The organism is Acinetobacter sp. YH12156 (genome assembly GCF_013418235.1).
GTDB lineage: Bacteria > Pseudomonadota > Gammaproteobacteria > Pseudomonadales > Moraxellaceae > Acinetobacter > Acinetobacter pseudolwoffii.
This window is the reverse complement of record NZ_VPCL01000010.1, coordinates 139,333-158,312: the sequence shown is the minus strand read 5'-3', so window position 1 is coordinate 158,312 and position 18,980 is coordinate 139,333. Positions and strand designations below refer to the sequence as shown.

The following is an 18,980-nucleotide window of genomic DNA, read 5'->3' as shown; positions in this document are numbered from 1 at the left end:
TTAAAGTTCAGTCTTCTTATTTCTTAAGCAAGAAGACGAGTACGCATTTTCTCAAGCTTGTTAAGCGCAGAATCATCTATCACTTGGTCGCCTGCACGAATAACTACACCAGCAATAAGCTCTGGTTTCACTTCTACAGAAACACTTACTGCAGCTTCGAATTTCTTCTCTAATGCATGCGTCAGTAATTGTTCCTGAACAGAAGTTAATGGGAATGCTGATTCAATCACAACATCCACAGTATTGTTATTCTGTGATTTGAGCTGTTCATATTCTGCAGCAATTTCAGGAAGAAGCGTCAAACGGTTGTTTTCAGCAAGCAATGTCAGGAAGTTAGACACTGCTGCAGTTTGGTCTTCACCTAAAACTTTGGCAAAAAGAGACACCTGCTCAGCAGGTGTAAGCTCCGGGCGATTTAGATAAGCTGAAAATGCTTCGTCTTGCACCGCAGCACTGAGCAATTCAAGTGCAGTTGACCAAGAGTCAGTTGCACCCTGCTCAGAAGCGTAAACAAATGCTGCTTTTGCATAAGGGCGTGCTAACGTCAAGAGTTCAGCCATAATCTGCCTCTCTTAAAGTTTAGCAGCCAGCTGAGTCAGCATGGCATTGTGAGCTTCTGCATCAACTTGCTGGCTAAGAATTTTCTCAGCACCAGTCACTGCAAGAGCAGCCACTTGTTGACGCAATTCTTCGCGAGCAGAATTGATTTCGGTATCAACAGCTTCTTTCGCTTGTTGACGAATACGCTCACCTTCAGCAGATGCTTGAGTACGCGCTTCTTCTACCAACTGTGCTGCACGACGGTTCGCTTGTTCGATCAATTGAGCCGCTTGTGCTTTTGCCGTGTCCAGTTCAGCTTTCACTTGTGCTTGCGCATCTGCAAGGTCAGCTTTCGCTTTTTCAGCAGCATTTAAGCCATCAGCGATACGACGCTGACGTTCACTAATCGCATTGATTAGTGGTGGCCATACAAACTTCATGCAGAACGCGACAAAAATCGCAAACGCAATCGCTTGGCCAAACAATGTGAGGTTGATATTCATTGCAAATTCCTCAAATAGTGAATTTCGGAATTAAGCTGATTAACCTACAAATGGATTAGCGAAGATGAAGAACAAGCCAATACCAACACCGATCATAGGCACAGCATCAAGAAGACCTGCGATTAAGAACATACGAGTTTGAAGTTGCGGAGCCAATTCTGGTTGACGAGCAACAGCTTCAAGGAAACGGCCGCCTAGAAGACCAAAACCAATCGCAGTACCTAAAGCACCGAAAGCGATCAAGATAGCAGATGCAATTGCAACTAGACCTAAAGTGAGTTCCATGATAATTCCTCAGAGGTTAGGTTTTATACCAAATTAAGTTAAAAAATTGTGTGCCCAACCATCCGTTGACAGTTAGGCAATACCATTAATGCTTTTCGCTTGCCATACTCATGTACACGATAGTCAACATCATGAAAATGAATGCTTGTAGCGTAATAATCAAAATGTGGAAAATCGCCCAAGGCACAGACAACGCCCACTGGATCCAGAACGGTAATAACGCGATAAGAATGAAGATTAACTCACCCGCATACATGTTACCGAACAGTCGTAGAGCCAATGAAACTGGTCGCGCCAAGAAAGTGGTCAATTCCAACAATAAGTTGAATGGAATCAAAAGCACTTTAGCAACTGGGTTACTTGGGTTAAATGGGTTAAGTGCTAACTCACCAACGAAGCCGCCAACACCTTTCTCACGAATACTATAGAAAATGATCAAGAAGAATACAGAAATAGACATACCGAGGGTAACGTTTGGATCTGTAGTCGGAACAATTTTAAAGTAAACCTGATGAGGGTCTACACCCAGCATAGAAGCAATCGCGTGTTGAGCTACATAAGGAATAAAGTCAACAGGGATCAAATCCATCAAGTTCATGAGGAAAATCCACACGAAAATGGTTAAAGCTAAGGGTGCAATTAATCGAGACTTCCCGTGGAAGGTATCACGTACACTTGAATCTACAAACTCGATAATCATTTCAATTGCAGACTGGAACTTGGTAGGAACACCAGCATTAGCCGCTTTCGCAACCAACCAGAATAACAAACAGAAAATCAGACCCAGTCCGATAGACCAACCCATTGAATCCAAGTGAATAGCAGTGAACCCCATCTGTTGAGCTTCAGCACCGCTCTCGGCCAATTTCCATGTACCATCTGGCATTTTGCCATAGGTCATGTTGGTCAAGTGATGCTTGATATACTCGGTCGAAGTAAGGGCATGTTCTTCAGCAGCCATAAATCACACCTGGTCAATGTCAAAAAACTAATAGAACAAACGAATATCGCGTGCTGCTTGATATCTCGCCTGCTCCTGAAAAACTTTTCAATTTCTTGTTGTGTCTATACTCATTTTTGTAGACGTGACGCCCAAAACGGAGCGACCCACGACATGGCTTGAACAAGTATAAAACCACAAAACAACGCCACCGCTGACAACGGTTCGACATTGCTTAAAATTAAAATGAAACCAACAATCACAATTGCAAACTTTCCCATTAAGCCTTTATACATGTTCGAAAGAACTTGTTTAGACGCGCGGGCTCCTGCTGCTCGAAACGATTGCCACGAAAAATAACAAGTCGCGAGCCAACAAACGAGCGCACCTAATGCTGCACTCAGGGCTGCGGTTGAGTCTTTCACGACCCAGCCGATCAAGGCTGAAACAGGGATCATACAGGCTTGCAGGAGGACCAAAGCTTTCGCTAATCGTCGGTCAATCAAGCGACTAGTTCGGCTCATTATTTATTCACTCACAGCAATCATGCTTGACAAGTTTAACAGGTGATTATTTTTAATCGCAGGCATTATAGAGTTACACCCCTGAACATGCAATCTTTTCCCGACCTTAGTCGTGTTTTTTTAAATCGGGGCAATGCTGTTAAACTAATCAAAATCTGTCTATTTTTTAAATCATTAGCGTGCATTTAATACGCACTTCTGGGTTTCTGCTGCTAATTGCTGCCAGGCTTGCACAAAGTCCCCTGCCCCGCTCATGCTTTCATCGACATGCTGAAACACTACCGGTTTCAGTTTTCGGTACTGATTTTCACTGGCATGACCTTCGGCCAGAAGGCACATTTTAGGCTGTGGGCGATGATCCTGTAAGAACTTGATTTGTGCCACAGTTGGCGAGACATGTGGATCATCGGTCAGTGCGCCCATGAACTTCAGATTCAAGGGACGTTCCAGATATTGATAGGCATCATGATACGACCAGTAAGCTTTGGCTTTAGTGCTGGAGCTATAACGCTGGGCCGTCGCAAACATGCTTTGCGCAAAGTCGCGTGCATTTTTCCAGTACAGTTCACGGTTCTCCGGCAATTGTTGCGAACGCAGCGCCGCAATAAAGAAGCCAATCCTTACGGCATTGTTTGGATCGAGCCAGACATGCGTATCTACCGTATTTTTTAAGGCCTCACCACGCGGGTTACGCATCGGCAATGTGGTCAAAATACCGGACTCTAAAATAGCGATACCTTTATGACTGTCATTCAGCACTTTGGCCAGCGGTGCCTCATGCGCCTGACCCAACCAGATCACCAGACCGGCATCCTGAATGATTTTACGATGTGCCGGGGTCAGACTGACATCATGTCCGCTCTGATTGGCTAGTAATAAAGTCGGCTGTTCCACGCCCTGGGTAATTTTCTTGGCAATCAGATAGATCGGCTGAGTCGAGACCACCAGACTTTGTGACCAACTGAGTGTGCTGAACAAAGCCAAAAGACCCATTGCAAGGAGACGGAACATGAGTAGAAATCACTTAAAAACGAGAAAATTAGTGAGTGTTATAATATAACAAAAATACAAAAATACCTATGCCCAATCGAAACTCTGAACGCTTCATGTTAAGATTTGAAATCTATTAATTTTCAGTTTCGCACTTGAGGTGAACTATGGGTTCTTGTTCGCACGAACACCACAACGCATTGCACGGCGTGCACGACCATCCCAATGTCGCACAACGTCTTGCTGAAGCGGAAAGTCTTTGTGCAGCAACAGGCGCACGCCTTACCCCTTTGCGTAAAGAAGTGCTGGAACTCATTTTAAATGCGACTGGCCCGATGGGGGCTTATGATTTACTGGCACAAATGAAAAATGCCAGTGATCGTCCTGCGGCGCCACCTACGGTATACCGAACTCTGGATTTTTTATTGGGTAAAGGGCTGATTCACCGCCTGACCTCGATCAATGCCTATATTCCTTGTTGCCATCCACGTGAAGGGCATCAGGCGGCTTTTTTAATCTGTACCGAATGTAAAGCGGTGACAGAAGCATCAGCGCAAGGTCTGCTTGACCAACTTGATGCACTTGCAAGCTCGGATGACTTTAGCGCACATCACAGCATTATTGAAATTTCAGGAATCTGTCAGCAGTGTCGCAACAAAGCTTAAGTGCCTCTCCCCTGATCCAGCTCTCCCAGATCTGGGTCAAGATTGATGAGCGTGATATTTTAAAAGCCATTGATTTTTCATTGCAAGAAAAAGAGATTGTCACGCTGATTGGCCCGAATGGTGCAGGCAAGTCGACTTTAATTAAAGTCATGCTCGGCATCTTGAAACCGCAATCTGGTGAGATCAAAACTGCACGTAAACTGAAATTCTCTTATGTGCCGCAAAAATTCAATCCATCGCATAGCTTGCCGCTGCGGGTCAAAGATTTACTGGCGCTGGAAAAATGTCCATCCAAAATCAAAACTGAAATTATTCGCGATACTGGCATTAGTAAACTGCAAGATTCCAAAGTTCAGCAACTCTCAGGCGGTGAGCGTCAGCGGGTGCTCTTGGCACGGGCCTTATTACGCCAGCCCGATATTCTGGTACTGGATGAACCGATGCAAGGTCTGGACATTCAATCCGAAGCTGAACTGTATGAATATGTGCGTAACTTGCCGGAAAAATATGGCTGTGCCGTATTAATGGTGTCACATGACCTGCAATGGGTGATGCAAGGTACGACTCGGGTGGTGTGTCTAAATAAGCATATTTGTTGTAGCGGTCTGCCGGAAAGCGTACAGCAGCATCCAGAATATCAGGCAATCTTTGGCACCAACCGGGTGTTTTATCAGCATCATCATGATCATTGTGCGCATGGCGATTCTGCTATGCCGTGTCAGCATGATACGCGCCCTCATATTCACCCCGAGCCGGAAGCTTAAACCATGATGGATTGGTTACAACTCCTTTTACCTGCATGGATTATGGGCACGCTACTGGTGTTTCTGACGGCACCGCTAGGCTGCTTGATGCTGTGGCGTCGTATGTCATTTTTTGCTGATACTATGGCACATGGTACTTTACTGGGTGTTGCGATTGCAGGCGCCTTAAGTCTACCGCTGTGGATGGGCGTGACCTTCTTGGCATTATTGCTGGTTGCCATTCTGTGGGTGCTACATGATCCCCGCCTCCCCAATGATGCCCTGCTTGCACTGTGTTCAGCGACCTTACTTTGCTCGGGTTTATTGTTTATTCAACATTTACCAAGTTTAAGACCTGAACTGCTCAGCTATTTATTCGGTGATCTACTGACCATTTCCTGGACGGACTTGCCCACGTTCGCCATTGTGATCATTCTGGCCTTAGGTGTTTTATATAAAAGCTGGCAAGCCCAGATTCAGATCGCGATTGATCCGGATATGGCGGTCAGTGAAGGGGTAAATGCCAAATGGCAACGCCTGATCTTTATGTTATTGCTTGCGCTATTTACTGTACTGGCTTTACGCGCGGTCGGTTCCCTATTGATGGGTGCATTGTTAGTTATTCCTGCTCTGACTGCTCGCCTTCTGGCAAACTCTCCACGCCAAATGGTGATCTGGGCATTCGTGATTGCACAGATTGGTGTGACAGTAGGCCTCTGGTCGAGCGCAGGCCTTAATACTTCAACTGGGCTGACCATTGTGCTGACCATGGCAGTGTTATTTGCAATGATGTTTATCTTTCAAAAATTTAAAAAGCTGAGCTAGGACATGGGGACTAAACGCTACTTTGTGAGTGCCTGTTTGCTCGGTCAAAAAGTTCGTTACGATGGCAAGGATTGCCTTGTCAAAGAAGTGCTCGAATCTTTAGTTCCAAATCAATATATCAGTCTGTGTCCTGAAATCTCAGGTGGACTACCGATTCCACGTCCACCTGCCGAAATTCAAAATGGTTCAGGCTTAGATGTACTTGCGCAAAAATCTTTAGTTATAGATATTCTAGGCAATGATGTTTCTCAAGCTTTTATACAAGGTGCATATCTCGCTTTAAAAGTTGCGCAAGACTTTCACGCCACACATGCAATTCTTAAAGCCCACAGTCCCTCTTGTGGTAGTGATTTGATTTATAACGGATCATTTTCAGGACATAAAATTCAGGGTGATGGTGTTACCGCTGCACTCTTTAAACAGCATAGCATTGTTGTGATGACTGAACATGAATTCTTGGCGCAATTATCACAGACTATTCTTTAATTTATAAAAGCGAAATTCAGGATTAAACAGCCCAATCAAAAATAAAATCGTGAATGCAATCCAAAAGAACCACGCCATCATAATTACCTGATCTTTCGTCCATTCTTCAGATTGAGATGTGTTAAACACAAACCATGTTTTCCAGCCTCTAATATATGCTGCCCCGCCCCACGAAATAATCCACTTGGTTAAAATGCAGTGTAAGACATAGATCAAAATCCATAATGGCGTTGACATGCTGCTTCGCCTATTGTTGTTTTCATACGATCAAACCAGATGAAATATGCTTAAAAATCAATTAATAGACTTAAAAATGTATTCCATACTGTTATTGATGTACCAAGCTTAATAAGCTCGCAGCACAAGCAAACAGCACTGCAAAACTACGGTTCATAATTTTCTGTTGTTTTGGTGACTTGAGCAATCGTAAAACTTTTGCAGCAAGCCCCGTGTAGCCCGCCATCACAATCAGATCAATCGTGATCATGGTCAGCGCCATAATCACATACTGAATCCATTGTGGTTTGGATAAATCCAGAAATTGTGGCAATACAGCCAGTAAAAACACAATGGCTTTGGGATTACTCATATTCACCAAAAAACCATATAAAATCAGTTTTCCCGCAGATTTACGTGCCAATTCATGTTTAATTTCGATGGATTGTAGTGGCGCTTTCCACTGTAAAATAGCCAAATATAATAAATAGCCCACACCAAACCATTTTACCACCAAAAATGCCCATGGCGTGGTCGCAAACAGCACCCCCACTCCGGCTGCCACCACTGCAATCTGCACCAGTAATGCCAGTTGCAGACCCAGTGCATTCCAGTAGCCATGTCGAAAACCATAATTCAGCCCACTCGACATCGAGGCAATTGCTCCTGCACCGGGTGAAACACTAATCACCCAACAGGCCAGCATATAGGCAAACCACATTTGGTAGGACATGAACATTCAACTCTGGAAAACTTGCACAATATTATAGGACTTATCCAATAGGTTCAGGCTAAAAAATTGCTTAAATATAAGGCGCTGCACTGTTCACTCTGCAGAGCTTCAGGCACAATATGTGCATTAAAAAACAGGATTTATCATTACAGGAGCCATGAATGACAGCCCAATCGGTAATCTTGCCCCTCCCCTCAGATCATGCTCGCTTTATTGTATTGCGTCTTAAAGACTTAAATATTGAAGCACTCAAAGAAAAATTAGAACATCTTTTTACTTCTCGTGATCGTCTGATTACGCAACATCCTCAAGCACAAATTAAAACAGCGGTCGCTTTTGGTCCTGAGCTTTGGTCAAGACTTTATTCACAAAGCCCTGCGGGTTTCAAACAGCTTGAACCGATTCAGGGTTCATTTGCAATGCCGGTTGTTCCGGCAGATATTCTGATTCATATTGCCAGTGCACGGGCGGATATCTGTTTTGCGCTGAGTCAGGCTTTTTTTGAAGGGATTCAGGATCAGGTTGAAGTTCTGGATGAACGTGTCTGCTTTCGCTATTTTGATGGCCGTGATGTGACAGGCTTTATTGATGGCACTGAAAATCCGCAATTCCCAGATGATCGTGCTGAGGTGGCATTACTCGGTGAAGATACGGGCATTTTCCAGGATAGTTCATTTATTTTTGCCCAGCGTTATGCGCATGATCTGGAAAAGTGGAAAAAGCTGAAAGTCGATACTCAAGAGCAAGTGATGGGTCGTACCAAACTGGAATCGATTGAACTGGAGGATGAGGTTAAACCGGCAAATGCTCACGTTGCACGTACTGTAGTGGAAGATGAAGAAGGCGAAGAAATGGAGATTCTCCGTCATTCTTTGCCTTATGGTGATGGCCGTGGTGACCAAGGTCTATTCTTCATTGCCTATACCAAAGATTTAACTATTATTGATGCAATGTTAGAGCGTATGTTTGGTACGTCTGGCGATGGGATCCATGATCGCTTGCTACACTTCGTCACTCCACTAGATGGAGCATATTACTTTGCACCGAGTGAAGAGTTGTTGGAAGAAGTTTTGGAAGGGTGATTTAAGAAGCCGACGGAAGTCGGCTTTTTTTATGAACTAAAGTGTTTTATTTAATTAAAGAAAAAAATCAGGCTATTTCATAATAGTTTAACTACACTCTTTTAAAGTTTTTTTATTAATATACTTTAAATATCCATTTAACTCTTTATTTAGTTGATCTAAATTTTCATTTTTTCTATTTTTTTCATAGTTCAATCTATTTATTTTTTTAGAACCCTCTCCATCTAAGAAATTATAACTATAATTTATTCTGTAACCTTCTAATATTTTAGCATTAGAAAAATATAAAATAGTTTCCGTACCATACACCCCTGAATCACCATCTATTTTAGATACAATTATACATTTAGCCTTGCTAACTTTATAAATACTTATCTCATTATTAAAGATAGGCCCTCCATTCTCTACTTCATAATCAATATTAAATCCTTGTAGTTTTTTAAATTTATTATTAATTTCATAGCCTGTATGCTTATAATATAAATAATTTTTAGCAGTACAACTACTAGACAGAAAAAAAATACACACTAATAAAAAAATGGGCTTCATACACAGATATCCTGATTATTAAAATTCCAATTTTTTATAATTACTTACACCAATTTCTAATAACTTTGGTTTTAAATCACGCCAAGTTTTTCCATTAGGATGTAATTCATAATGGGGATTGTCTATTATAGTCTTCCACCTCCCTCCCCAAACCAACCCCAATTCCTCCCCTATAGGCCCTAATTTTTTGTGATCACTCTCTGTTTGTTTTGTTCTGTCTTCTATACTTAATTCTTTATTAAAAAGAACGATTTCGCCATCTCGGACAGAGTATAGATCTATTGCAAGACCATATTGATGATAACTGCTCAATCCTTTAGCCTTTGTATTAGCGCTTGATAACGCATCTTGCGCAGAGGGACTTCTATAACCATCTGTAATCACCCAGCATATACCTAGTTTTTGATACCCTGTATTAATTAATTTAATAATATAAGGTTGATAAACCGAATGAAGCTCAGCTATTCGAGCTAATGTTCTCTTATAATATTTTTCTCTTCCACATGCTTGTGGCAATAAACCATTTTTATTGACAGGTAGCGGCGATTCAACCTTAGCTACAGGCGTTTTTTCTTTATTTTCAGAGGCATTTTGTTTAACTATGGGGGGAGTTAAAGAACTATCTTCTCCTTTCTTCTCTGCTTGAGGTTTAGTTGAAATAGAAGTAACTTTACGATCATAAACTTTTAGTTTTTGATTTGGACTGATTTTATCACTACTTAAATTATTAAGCTTTCTAATTTCATCTGGAGAGTTTCTTGTAAGCTTAGCAATCAATGATAAAGTATCACTCTTCTGAACAACTATAACCTTCGTTTTTTCTTGCTTCCTTGATGCTGGTACTTCTAGCTTAGATTTACTTTCAGATGCTAAAACAGTTACTTCAGTTTTTTTAAGAGGAATCTTAAGTACTTGTCCTGGATGGATATCTGTATCACTTTTTAGATTATTTATCCTACTCAACTCCGCTGTAGTTGTATGGTTATCAGCTGCAATCCGGGATAAATAATCACCTTCAGCGACTATATATGTTGATCTTAAATATGTACCTGTTGCTACATCCCTGGCTGAGAGGTTTAAACCTTTCAGAAGTACTTTAGGGCTACGAACAATAAAGACTACCTTTTCACCAATAAGTTCTATTTTAACCTTAGATTTATATTGGCCCGATGTAATACTTTTTATTTTTACATCAATAGTAGTGCCAACTGGCCGCCTAATCCATACAGATTCGCCGCTTGCAGGTGTAACATAATCAGAAATTAGCGTTGAACCTACCCAGAGTTGATGAACTAAACCATTGATGGGTTGGTCAAGAGCATCTAAAAATTTAATATTTGCAAGACAGTTCATAATTATTCCTCATTTTCCTCATCTTGATCTTGCCCACAAGAACTACAAATATGATCTATTTCTTCTAAATTTTCATCATCGACAAGCACAGTCCATTTATCTTCTGTACCAATGAGAATGTCGTAACCTTCGTTATTATAATTACTCATACGTTGAGTTCGACCATGTTGATCAAGTGTGCCTAATACATAGGTATTATTTCTATTATTGATTAATTTATATTTAACATCCTTAAAATCAGCCTCATAGAAAAGATTATAAAAATCCCATTTATTTGTGAAAGTCTTAATATCTTGAATTATAGGTAAATTGGGTATTTCAGCTTTAGCGGTCGCTCCACCTTCAAACAAATGCTGCCCCGCTTTACATTCAAACTTTCCACCAGTTGTGATACATACTCCACTGCTATTAATCTTTATTTGAGACCCTCCCGCGGTTAGCAGGATCTCTTTCGGACTGGTGATCTCAATCTTGTCTTCAGTTGAAATCAGCTTAATCACCTTCCGTGCAATTGCTTCGATGGCATCATCTTGGGCCTGTATTTCAATTTTACCTTTGCCTGCATATAAGCGTGCTCCGTTCTGAGCAGCAAATAGGCTGATCTTGTGCTGCGCATGTGCAATCAGAGACTGTTGAGTCGATAGATGGATACTTTCCCCTGCACTGTAATTTATCTGCTGGTCTGCAGATAAATGCATATTTTCATTTGTACTCAGCGCAATCGAATGTGGTGCCGTTAATACCATAACAGCCTGTTTAAATGCAGTGGCTTTGCTCACATCTTCAGTTTCTAGTTGATTCAGAAATTGTTTTAAGCTATTAAAAAGCTCAAGCGGATCAGTTTGCTGAGCTTCTGCCATGTCACTCAGAACTTTGGTGTTATTCAGATTTGATTCCATCTGGTTCTTGGTAGGCTTAGCATCCAGGTGATTACCTGCTGCTGTATCTTGCGAATAGGTCGAAATCAGTAAGCCTTGCCCTGCTCGTACCACCCCCCACTGATCTGTCCTAAGTTCAAACCCTTCCCCACGACCTTCACTCGATTCTGTTTCTTTAGGATGACTGAGATTTCCTAAATTCAACTGGCTAGCACCATGACTACTGTGTAACTGTGCACTAATCTGATCCGTCGTATCATCAAAACGCAGCTGGTTGAAACCCTCACCCTCTACTTCTTGGGAACGGATCCCACTGAGTTTTCTGGTGGCTGGTAATTGTCCCTTCGCATCAAACATCACTGGATGTCGTTCTGCTTCGTGAATCCGTCCCATAACAAAGGGCCGATCGATATCGCCTTCAAAAAAATCAATCACCACCATTTCACCAACTCGTGGATGCAATCTGACTCCATAACCTTCACCAGCCCAAGGGGTTAATACATCAATCCAGGCCGAATCGCTATCATTGTCATTGCTGCCTGCACCGGCATCATGTTGATGGTCATCGCTTCGGGTAAATAGAAAACGAATTTTCACTCTTCCCCAAGCATCGACATGGATTGTTTCACCTTCAGGCCCGACCACTCGAGCTCGCTGCGGATATGCAGCGGGGCGATGTACAAAAGGCTGATATTCAGGTACGACCGGAATGTCACGGCGGACGATATACAACTCATTGGCCTGCCGTTCTTCCTCCGAAATTTGCCAATCACTTTGACCGAGCAAGCTGTCTAGCTGCAATAAAATATCTTTAGGTAAATTATTCTGGTTATAGAAGCGTTTACCCAAAATCAAAAATTCACGCTCATGCACGGGATGCTGATCAATTTCAGCATGCTGTTTTAATTCAAACCAATACCCGACCTGAGCATCACGTACACTGCTGCTGGCTTTAAAATATTTGGATTGCAGCGCATGATAATGATTGAGCTGCTGATTCAGTCGTTCCAGTTGTGCCGTACCAGATGCCGTCACCTGATCCTCGGCATTCAAATCACCTGTCCAGGCCGGACTAATGTTCCAGGCATCCTCAAGATTCAGACTGGCCGTATCCTGCACGCTACTTTGCTGATGAGTATTTAATAAGGACTGGCTTTGATCCTGCGCAAGGTGCTGCGCTTGCCAGCGCTGGGTATGGGTACTGTTGGAATTAAGCTGACGTACGGCAATCAGACTGGTCAGCGTATCAAACTGCTCGGTGGCATGACTGCGATGGAAGCGGATTGAACGGCGTTTTAAAGCTGAAAAGGCTTGAGAATGATCGATTAAACGCAGGATCTGCGGCTGAATCTCAGTAGCGGACACCGGAACAATGGAGTGCTTTTCATCAACCAGCCAGTTTATTCCTTCACTACGCCATAAACGTGTTAAAAAATCATAATCCGACTCATTGGACTGCATCACAAAAGGGCGTACATCGTAATCCCGATTTAATCCGGTCAAGTCCAGACTAAGACTGGCTGCAAATAATGCACTTCTGCTTTGCCATTCACTAAATAATATTTCACTGATTTTGCGCACGCTCTTATTCATAAACACCCGACTATTACGGCGTTTGTGCCAGAGTGCAGTAGCATCCTGCATGGTCAGTTTATACAGACTCAAGGCACCGTCGCTGTGTCCCTGACTGGCTGCGGTAATAATGCCACTGGTTCGAAAAAGTTCGCCACGATCTGTTACCTGATCTACTGCCACCTGACAGCCTATAAATTGCTTTAAAGCAAGATTGGCCTGCGTAGAAAGGCAGATCAGTTCTGCCTGCAGACCCTGATTAATCTGATGCTGGCCATCAATCCGCTGAATCAGGACCTGATGATTTAAGAGCAGATGTGAAAACTGCAGATGCAGCGCACGATGCTGCCGGTTCAGCCCAAGTTGCTCCAGTAGCAGATGAATATGTTTTGGCATTTTATAGTTATAGTTTTAAGCATTATTATTGTGGAGCAAATTCTAGGAAAAGTTGTCCATTTCGTCCAGCTCAGTGTGCATTTCACATAATTAGGCATTTGATTTTCAGTAATTCAATTGCACCTATTCAATAAATCTCTGAAAAATAGAAGTAAAAATAATGCCAAATATTTCAGAATTTTCTGATTATCCAGAGTAGAACTTGCTGCTACACTGGATTCAATCTTATTTTCAAGGCCAAGGACATGCTGGAATTCCCCTCTAAACTGCCTGATCTAGGCATCACGATTTTTAGCACCATGTCGGCCCTGGCACAAAAACTCGGCGCATTGAACCTTTCACAGGGATTTCCAGACTTTCCTGCGCCACCGGCATTGATTGAGGCTTTGAGCCGGGCCAGTCATAACGGATTTAACCAGTATGCGCCTGGAGATGGCTTGCCGATATTGCGTGGGCTGGTGGCCGATCTGTATCGACAGCGCGATCAGCTGAGCATTGACCCGCTAGAAGAGATCACGATTACTTCCGGCGCCACAATTGCGATTTTTTGTGCGATTCAGGCCACAGTTCGTGCGGGTGATGAAGTGATTATTTTCGATCCGAGCTATGACAGTTATGCACCTGCAATACAGCTGGCTGGTGCAACCCCCGTACATATTGCATTACAGCATCCAGAGTTTTCTGTGGACTGGAGTCAGGTGAAAGATGCCATCAATGACCATACCCGCATGATTGTGGTCAACACTCCTCACAATCCCAGCGGTAGTGTCTGGTCCAGAGCAGACTGGCAGCATCTGATTGAGCTGATCCGTGAGCGCAATATTGTGGTGTTATCCGATGAAGTCTATGAACATCTGGTTTTTGACGGCGTTCAGCACCATTCAGCCTGGTCATTTCCTGAACTGCGCGAGCGTAGCTTCGTGATCGGTTCTTTTGGTAAAACCTTTCATGTCACCGGCTGGAAAACCGGTTTTTGTATTGCGGCACCGCCACTCATGAAAATGTTCAGACAGATTTATCAGTTTGCCAGCTTCTGTGGCGTGACTCCGATTCAGGTGGCTTTGGCGGAATACATGCAACAGCATCCTGAACATATACGCGAACTTTCACGGTTCTATCAAAACAAACGTGATCTATTTAATTCATCAATTGAAACATCACGTTTTAAATGGACGCCCTCTCAAGGAACTTATTTCCAGAATCTCGATTATTCGGCTATCCGGCCTGATTTAAATGATGTAGAGATATGTCATTTTCTGGCAGAGCAACACGGGATCGTGGCAATTCCAGTCTCTGTGTTCTACCAGCAACCGCCTGCCGATTTACGTCTGCTCAGGTTCTGTTTTGCAAAAAAAGAACAGACCCTGATTCAGGCAGGTCAAATTCTTTCAAAGGTTTAATTCAAATTTTAACTAAAATTCTTATAAAATAAATGCCTTAGTTACTTAAAAGCTAAGGCCTTTATTCCTGCTTTATTCAATAATAGCGACATAATTAAATAGATGAAAAATCAATAACAGGATAGGGCATGGCACAGCAATCACTGATCCAACAACAGAATTTATGGAAGGCTTTTCTGGTATTTCTGTTGCCATTAATTGCAACCAATATCCTGCAAAGTCTCTCCGGCACGATCAATACGGTTTTTGTCGGGCAAATGCTGGGAGTGAATGCGATTGCTGCTGTTGCCGTTTTTTTCCCGATCCTGTTTTGTTTGATGGCTTTTGTCATTGGCTTATCTGCCGGTTCTACTGTACTCATTGGACAGGCTTGGGGCGCAAAAAATATCGAAAAAGTGCGCTGTGTGGTCGGTTCAACTTTATTTATGACCTTGATTGGCGGAAGCTTGATCGCGCTGTTTGGTGTGATTTTTGCCGAAAATATCCTCTTGGCGCTCGGTACAGATCCGGAGGTGATGCATTTATCCTTGCCCTATGTGCAATGGATGCTGGCAGGTAGTCCCCTAATTTTTATTTATATTATTTATACCTCTATCTTGCGCGGTGTAGGCGACAGCACCACACCGCTGTTTGCTTCCGCACTCACCATTGGCGTGGGCTTGGTAGTCACCCCGATATTAATTGCCGGATATTTTGGCTTTCCCCAAATGGGCATTATCTCGCCGGCAATTGCCACCATTTTGGGTAATCTGGCCGTATTGTTGTTTCTAGTCCTGTATTTAAATTATAAACAACATCCGCTCAGGCTCGACTGGGCATTATTACAACATATCCGCCATCAGCCTAAATTAAGCAAAATTATTTTAAGTCTGGGCGTTCCGACTGGAATACAGATGATCACGACTTCTGTCGCCGGTCTGGTGATTGTCGGCTTGGTCAACCGCTATGGCGCAGAAGCAACGGCTGCCTATGGTGCGGTCAACCAGGTGTTAAATTATATCCAGTTTCCTGCTCTGTCGATTGCGATTGCAGCTTCTGTGTTTGGTGCACAAGCGATTGGTGCAGGAAAATCCGATTTGCTGAATAAAGTCACACGGACTGCACTCAGTATGAATATTCTGTTTACTGGCGGTTTGGTGGTTTTGGCCTATCTGTTCTCAAAATATTTAATGGCACTGTTTATTACTGATCCTCAGGTCGTGGTGCTGGGTCAGCAACTTTTATTCATTGTGCTTTGGTCTATTTTATTCTTTGGTGCCAGCGCCATTTTTGCGTCAATTATGCGTTCAAGTGGTACGGTAACTGCACCGATGCTGATCAATATTTTTGCAATTCTCTGTATTGAAGTTCCTGCCGCTTATCTGTTTAGCCGGTGGTGGGGGCTGGAAGGGATCTGGTATGCCTATGCATTGGCCTTTGTCAGCATGTGTATTTTGCAGGGACTGTATTATCAGTTGGTCTGGAAGAAAAAAACCATTAAAATATTGGTTTAGCTTAATTATTTTACATGCCTACAGCCTTACAGCAACTCACTCCTGATCTACAATAAAAGATTAAAAACCCGCTTTTGCGGGTTTAATATCCAATGATTTAAGCAGATTTTTTCTTCTTTTTGCCGAATTGGCTTGCCAGTGCAGTGACATGCTGATAGCCGCTTGGTAAGATCCGTTGAATCAAATCAACAGCTTTGGCATCGTTACCAATTAATAAACGGCGTTTGTCTTTCTGTACCGCCTCCAGAATCTGACGAGCGGCTTCTACTGGCGGGCAACGCAGCAGTTTATTAAAATTACGGGCGGCTTTTTCCGGATTCATGCCCAGGGTCAGCATACTGTCATTCATTTTCGCAGCATTGGCAATATTGGTACGAATTCCCCCCGGATGTACACAAAGTGCACTCACACCGCAATTTTGCAGATCCAGTTCCTGACGCAAGGATTCGGTAAAACCACGCACTGCAAACTTGGTCGCGTTATATGCCGACTGGGTCGGCTGCGCGGTTAAACCAAACAGACTGGAAATATTAATCACATGACCATCGCCGGTTTTCTTGATTAAAGGCAAAAATTCTTTGGTGCCATACACCACGCCCCAGAAATTAATGTCGACGATCCATTCCAGATCTTCATAGCTCGCACCTTCTACGGTACAGCCAAGTGCCACGCCGGCATTGTTAAAGATCATATTGACACTGCCATGATCCTGCTCCACCTGTGCTGCCCAGCTGCGTACCTCTTGTAGCTTGGCCACGTTGACTTTTTGAATCGTCACCCGAACATCACTGCCCTGCAACAATTCAACCGTTTGTGCCAGTCCTTGTTCATTAATATCACTTAGTGCCAGATGACAGCCTTGCTGTGCCAGCAAAACTGCCAGCTGCTGACCGATCCCTGAACCGGCACCGGTAATGGCAGCGACTTTATTCTTAAAATTTTTCATTGAATTTCCTTATGTAAATAACTGCTCTTCCATGACAGCAGGATCTTGTTCTGTTGTTTCAGGAGTTAGCACAGACCCTCAATATAATTTTGACAATATATATTGTCAATAATTATCCGATGTCCTTAGCGGCCAAATTCCTCTGCTGAATTTCGACATAGGTCAAAGCGTGATTTATTGCTAAGATATTCAAAATCTTCATGCAGATGAGTAGCCAGGCTTTATGACCGATTCAATCAATGCAGCAACACCATCACGACCACCCAAAAGCAAGGAACGTCAGTTTAAAGGCCTGTCGATGGCTGAGCGACAGCAGGTACGTCGTGAAAAGCTGATTGAAGCCGGTATTGAAGCTTATGGCAGCCATGGCTTTTTTTCAGTAACCGTGAAAGATATCTGCAATGAAGCCAAACTGACTGAACGTTATTTTTATGAATCTTTTAAAAAAAGTGAGCACCTGTTTCAGACCATCTTTTTAAAACTGATTGATGAACTGCAACAGAATGTCATGCAGGCCATGATGCAGGCATCCACTGATCCGAAAAAAATGATTGAAGCGGGGCTAACCGCCTTGCTTAGCACCTTGCGTGACAATCCGCGTATGGCACGGATCATTTATATTGATGCCATGCTGGTGCAGGAGTTGCATAATCAGGCCACCATTCATGAAACCATGTCGCGCTTCGACCGCATGATTCATGCCTTTGTCATGTTAATGATGCCGCAGTTAAATCGTAGTGAGCAGGAAATTTCACTGGTGTCGACCGGTTTAAATGGCTATGTCACCCAAATTGCCATTCGCTGGGTCATGAGTGGATTCAAGCAGTCACTTGAGGAAGTTTTATCATCGTGCAGTGTGGTATTTTTGGCATTATTGGAGTCATTTTCAGACAAAAAATAGCTGTTAAATCAAAGGCTTAATTAGATTTCCTGCATTCTAAAACAGGTTGCTAATTTCTGCTGAAGCACCGATAAAAGTAAAATTAATTTATGATTTTTTAACAAGTTTCTTTACTAAAATTGTCACAAATCTTTGCGAATTTCAGCAGTTTTTCCCTTTCTGCAATGATACTGTCATAATTAGTCTTTGTAATAAGCCTGTCATAAATATAAAACGGTTCACCGTTTACATGAAATAGGGTATTGCGTTGTGAAAGATGACTACATATTAATCGTCGATGACGAACTCCCGATTCGGGAAATGATCCATACCTCTCTGGATATGGCCGGTTTTCAATGCTTACAGGCCGAAGATGCCAAGCAGGCGCATCAGATGATTGTGGATCAGCGTCCGGCACTGATTTTGCTGGACTGGATGATGCCGGGCGGGATCAGCGGTGTAGATCTATGTCGTCGTCTGAAACGTGATGAAAGCCTGTCAGAAATTCCGGTGATCATGCTGACCGCACGCGGTGAAGAAGACCACAAAGTACAAGGTCTGGATGCCGGTGCCGATGATTACATGACCAAGCCGTTCTCGACCCGGGAACTGGTGTCACGCATTAAAGCTGTCCTGCGCCGTGCCAATGCACTCAGCGGTGAAAAAACCATTGATGCCAATGGCCTGATTCTGGATCCGGTCAGTCAGCGGGTTAATTTTGGCGATAAAATTCTGGAAATGGGGCCCACTGAATACCGTCTATTGGCGTTTTTTATGACCCATCCGGAACGTGCCTATACCCGTGCGCAATTACTGGATCAGGTTTGGGGCGGCAACGTCTATATTGAAGACCGTACTATTGACGTCCATATACGCCGTTTGCGCAAAGTGCTGGAACCTTATGGCGCAAACCGCTATGTACAAACCGTACGTGGAACCGGTTACCGTTTTTCAACCCGTGCAGATGTGGCTTTAGGTTAA

At 43.1% G+C, this 18,980-nt stretch carries 21 protein-coding genes; 9 read left to right on the top strand and 12 right to left on the bottom strand.

Annotation, left to right across the window (positions count from 1 at the left end):
* Positions 1–23: 23 nt before the first annotated feature.
* The 6 genes from FTU87_RS09810 to FTU87_RS09785 form a co-directional block, all read right to left on the bottom strand.
* Entirely contained in the window at positions 24–560 is a 537-nt protein-coding gene (locus FTU87_RS09810; RefSeq protein WP_180097181.1) for a F0F1 ATP synthase subunit delta, read from the bottom strand.
* Between the two features lie 12 nt (positions 561–572).
* The gene (locus tag FTU87_RS09805) at positions 573–1,043 is read right to left on the bottom strand and encodes a F0F1 ATP synthase subunit B (protein WP_005173825.1); all 471 of its coding nucleotides are present in this window, start codon (positions 1,041–1,043) and stop codon (positions 573–575) included.
* A gap of 39 nt (positions 1,044–1,082) precedes the next feature.
* Positions 1,083–1,328 (bottom strand): F0F1 ATP synthase subunit C, encoded by a 246-nt coding sequence (gene atpE / locus FTU87_RS09800; RefSeq protein ID WP_000424060.1) that lies wholly within the window; start codon positions 1,326–1,328, stop codon positions 1,083–1,085.
* Positions 1,329–1,413: 85 nt separating this feature from the next.
* Positions 1,414–2,289 carry a F0F1 ATP synthase subunit A gene (gene atpB, locus FTU87_RS09795; RefSeq protein WP_005094552.1) on the bottom strand — a complete coding sequence of 292 codons (876 nt, stop codon included), beginning with the start codon at positions 2,287–2,289 and terminating at the stop codon, positions 1,414–1,416.
* Between the two features lie 110 nt (positions 2,290–2,399).
* Positions 2,400–2,792 carry an ATP synthase subunit I gene (locus FTU87_RS09790; protein WP_005173819.1) on the bottom strand — a complete coding sequence of 131 codons (393 nt, stop codon included), beginning with the start codon at positions 2,790–2,792 and terminating at the stop codon, positions 2,400–2,402.
* A 174-nt stretch (positions 2,793–2,966) separates the two neighbouring features.
* Entirely contained in the window at positions 2,967–3,803 is an 837-nt protein-coding gene (locus FTU87_RS09785) for a metal ABC transporter solute-binding protein, Zn/Mn family (protein ID WP_100329707.1), read from the bottom strand.
* Between the two features lie 146 nt (positions 3,804–3,949).
* Here FTU87_RS09785 and FTU87_RS09780 point away from each other — a divergent pair, with 146 nt between their 5' ends.
* The 4 genes from FTU87_RS09780 to FTU87_RS09765 are packed head-to-tail and all read left to right on the top strand — an operon-like array spanning position 3,950 to position 6,501.
* Positions 3,950–4,447 carry a transcriptional repressor gene (locus FTU87_RS09780; protein ID WP_005173814.1) on the top strand — a complete coding sequence of 166 codons (498 nt, stop codon included), beginning with the start codon at positions 3,950–3,952 and terminating at the stop codon, positions 4,445–4,447.
* Positions 4,429–5,211, top strand: a complete 783-nt coding sequence (gene znuC, locus FTU87_RS09775) for a zinc ABC transporter ATP-binding protein ZnuC (protein WP_100535453.1) — start codon at positions 4,429–4,431, stop codon at positions 5,209–5,211. Before FTU87_RS09780 ends, znuC begins: the two co-directional genes overlap by 19 nt.
* A 3-nt stretch (positions 5,212–5,214) precedes the next feature.
* Positions 5,215–6,015, top strand: a complete 801-nt coding sequence (znuB, locus tag FTU87_RS09770) for a zinc ABC transporter permease subunit ZnuB (protein ID WP_100329705.1) — start codon at positions 5,215–5,217, stop codon at positions 6,013–6,015.
* A gap of 3 nt (positions 6,016–6,018) precedes the next feature.
* The gene (locus FTU87_RS09765) at positions 6,019–6,501 is read left to right on the top strand and encodes a DUF523 domain-containing protein (protein ID WP_180001339.1); all 483 of its coding nucleotides are present in this window, start codon (positions 6,019–6,021) and stop codon (positions 6,499–6,501) included.
* Here the strand turns inward: FTU87_RS09765 and FTU87_RS09760 are convergent.
* Together FTU87_RS09760 and FTU87_RS09755 are read right to left on the bottom strand one after the other, a co-directional pair.
* The gene (locus FTU87_RS09760) at positions 6,484–6,738 is read right to left on the bottom strand and encodes a hypothetical protein (RefSeq protein ID WP_180000267.1); all 255 of its coding nucleotides are present in this window, start codon (positions 6,736–6,738) and stop codon (positions 6,484–6,486) included. The genes FTU87_RS09765 and FTU87_RS09760 overlap by 18 nt on opposite strands.
* Before the next feature lie 91 nt (positions 6,739–6,829).
* Entirely contained in the window at positions 6,830–7,450 is a 621-nt protein-coding gene (locus tag FTU87_RS09755) for a LysE family transporter (RefSeq protein WP_180000265.1), read from the bottom strand.
* Positions 7,451–7,611: 161 nt separating this feature from the next.
* Between FTU87_RS09755 and FTU87_RS09750 the strand changes: the two genes are divergently transcribed.
* Complete coding sequence (locus tag FTU87_RS09750) at positions 7,612–8,532, top strand: Dyp-type peroxidase (RefSeq protein WP_180001340.1); 921 nt, start codon at positions 7,612–7,614, stop codon at positions 8,530–8,532.
* Between the two features lie 87 nt (positions 8,533–8,619).
* On the opposite strand, the gene FTU87_RS09745 is transcribed toward FTU87_RS09750, so the two are convergent.
* From FTU87_RS09745 to FTU87_RS09735, 3 genes are read right to left on the bottom strand one after another with little or no spacing between them, the layout of a single operon-like run.
* Positions 8,620–9,081, bottom strand: coding sequence for a hypothetical protein (locus tag FTU87_RS09745; protein ID WP_100329702.1), 462 nt, complete (start codon positions 9,079–9,081; stop codon positions 8,620–8,622).
* 18 nt (positions 9,082–9,099) lie between these two features.
* The gene (locus FTU87_RS09740) at positions 9,100–10,434 is read right to left on the bottom strand and encodes a LysM peptidoglycan-binding domain-containing protein (RefSeq protein WP_180001341.1); all 1,335 of its coding nucleotides are present in this window, start codon (positions 10,432–10,434) and stop codon (positions 9,100–9,102) included.
* 2 nt (positions 10,435–10,436) lie between these two features.
* Positions 10,437–13,280 carry a type VI secretion system Vgr family protein gene (locus FTU87_RS09735; protein WP_180097179.1) on the bottom strand — a complete coding sequence of 948 codons (2,844 nt, stop codon included), beginning with the start codon at positions 13,278–13,280 and terminating at the stop codon, positions 10,437–10,439.
* 245 nt (positions 13,281–13,525) lie between these two features.
* On the opposite strand from FTU87_RS09735, the gene FTU87_RS09730 reads away from it, so the two are divergent.
* Positions 13,526–14,680 carry a methionine aminotransferase gene (locus tag FTU87_RS09730; protein WP_180097177.1) on the top strand — a complete coding sequence of 385 codons (1,155 nt, stop codon included), beginning with the start codon at positions 13,526–13,528 and terminating at the stop codon, positions 14,678–14,680.
* 128 nt (positions 14,681–14,808) lie between these two features.
* Positions 14,809–16,173, top strand: a complete 1,365-nt coding sequence (locus FTU87_RS09725; protein ID WP_100355405.1) for an MATE family efflux transporter — start codon at positions 14,809–14,811, stop codon at positions 16,171–16,173.
* Between the two features lie 97 nt (positions 16,174–16,270).
* Here FTU87_RS09725 and FTU87_RS09720 read toward each other — a convergent pair whose 3' ends face one another.
* Positions 16,271–17,119 carry an SDR family oxidoreductase gene (locus tag FTU87_RS09720; RefSeq protein WP_074383703.1) on the bottom strand — a complete coding sequence of 283 codons (849 nt, stop codon included), beginning with the start codon at positions 17,117–17,119 and terminating at the stop codon, positions 16,271–16,273.
* A gap of 223 nt (positions 17,120–17,342) precedes the next feature.
* Here FTU87_RS09720 and FTU87_RS09715 point away from each other — a divergent pair, with 223 nt between their 5' ends.
* Together FTU87_RS09715 and phoB are read left to right on the top strand one after the other, a co-directional pair.
* On the top strand, positions 17,343–18,020 hold the full coding sequence (locus tag FTU87_RS09715; RefSeq protein WP_074383704.1) for a TetR/AcrR family transcriptional regulator: 678 nt from the start codon (positions 17,343–17,345) through the stop codon (positions 18,018–18,020).
* Positions 18,021–18,269: 249 nt separating this feature from the next.
* A complete protein-coding gene (gene phoB, locus FTU87_RS09710) occupies positions 18,270–18,980 on the top strand; it encodes a phosphate regulon transcriptional regulator PhoB (RefSeq protein ID WP_005094589.1) in 711 nt (236 codons plus the stop codon).

Bases quoted from the DNA above. Each gene is read 5' to 3' on its own strand.
- FTU87_RS09805 (WP_005173825.1), bottom strand. From the start codon at position 1,043: ATGAATATCAACCTCACATTGTTTGGCCAAGCGATTGCGTTTGCGATT.
- atpB (WP_005094552.1), bottom strand. From the start codon at position 2,289: ATGGCTGCTGAAGAACATGCCCTTACTTCGACCGAGTATATCAAGCAT.
- FTU87_RS09730 (WP_180097177.1), top strand. From the start codon at position 13,526: ATGCTGGAATTCCCCTCTAAACTGCCTGATCTAGGCATCACGATTTTT.
- FTU87_RS09780 (WP_005173814.1), top strand. From the start codon at position 3,950: ATGGGTTCTTGTTCGCACGAACACCACAACGCATTGCACGGCGTGCAC.
- FTU87_RS09740 (WP_180001341.1), bottom strand. From the start codon at position 10,434: ATGAACTGTCTTGCAAATATTAAATTTTTAGATGCTCTTGACCAACCC.
- FTU87_RS09785 (WP_100329707.1), bottom strand. From the start codon at position 3,803: ATGTTCCGTCTCCTTGCAATGGGTCTTTTGGCTTTGTTCAGCACACTC.
- FTU87_RS09760 (WP_180000267.1), bottom strand. From the start codon at position 6,738: ATGTCAACGCCATTATGGATTTTGATCTATGTCTTACACTGCATTTTA.
- FTU87_RS09715 (WP_074383704.1), top strand. From the start codon at position 17,343: ATGACCGATTCAATCAATGCAGCAACACCATCACGACCACCCAAAAGC.
- FTU87_RS09725 (WP_100355405.1), top strand. From the start codon at position 14,809: ATGGCACAGCAATCACTGATCCAACAACAGAATTTATGGAAGGCTTTT.
- FTU87_RS09720 (WP_074383703.1), bottom strand. From the start codon at position 17,119: ATGAAAAATTTTAAGAATAAAGTCGCTGCCATTACCGGTGCCGGTTCA.
- FTU87_RS09745 (WP_100329702.1), bottom strand. From the start codon at position 9,081: ATGAAGCCCATTTTTTTATTAGTGTGTATTTTTTTTCTGTCTAGTAGT.
- znuB (WP_100329705.1), top strand. From the start codon at position 5,215: ATGATGGATTGGTTACAACTCCTTTTACCTGCATGGATTATGGGCACG.
- FTU87_RS09765 (WP_180001339.1), top strand. From the start codon at position 6,019: ATGGGGACTAAACGCTACTTTGTGAGTGCCTGTTTGCTCGGTCAAAAA.
- FTU87_RS09755 (WP_180000265.1), bottom strand. From the start codon at position 7,450: ATGTCCTACCAAATGTGGTTTGCCTATATGCTGGCCTGTTGGGTGATT.
- atpE (WP_000424060.1), bottom strand. From the start codon at position 1,328: ATGGAACTCACTTTAGGTCTAGTTGCAATTGCATCTGCTATCTTGATC.
- FTU87_RS09790 (WP_005173819.1), bottom strand. From the start codon at position 2,792: ATGAGCCGAACTAGTCGCTTGATTGACCGACGATTAGCGAAAGCTTTG.
- FTU87_RS09735 (WP_180097179.1), bottom strand. From the start codon at position 13,280: ATGCCAAAACATATTCATCTGCTACTGGAGCAACTTGGGCTGAACCGG.
- FTU87_RS09750 (WP_180001340.1), top strand. From the start codon at position 7,612: ATGACAGCCCAATCGGTAATCTTGCCCCTCCCCTCAGATCATGCTCGC.
- FTU87_RS09810 (WP_180097181.1), bottom strand. From the start codon at position 560: ATGGCTGAACTCTTGACGTTAGCACGCCCTTATGCAAAAGCAGCATTT.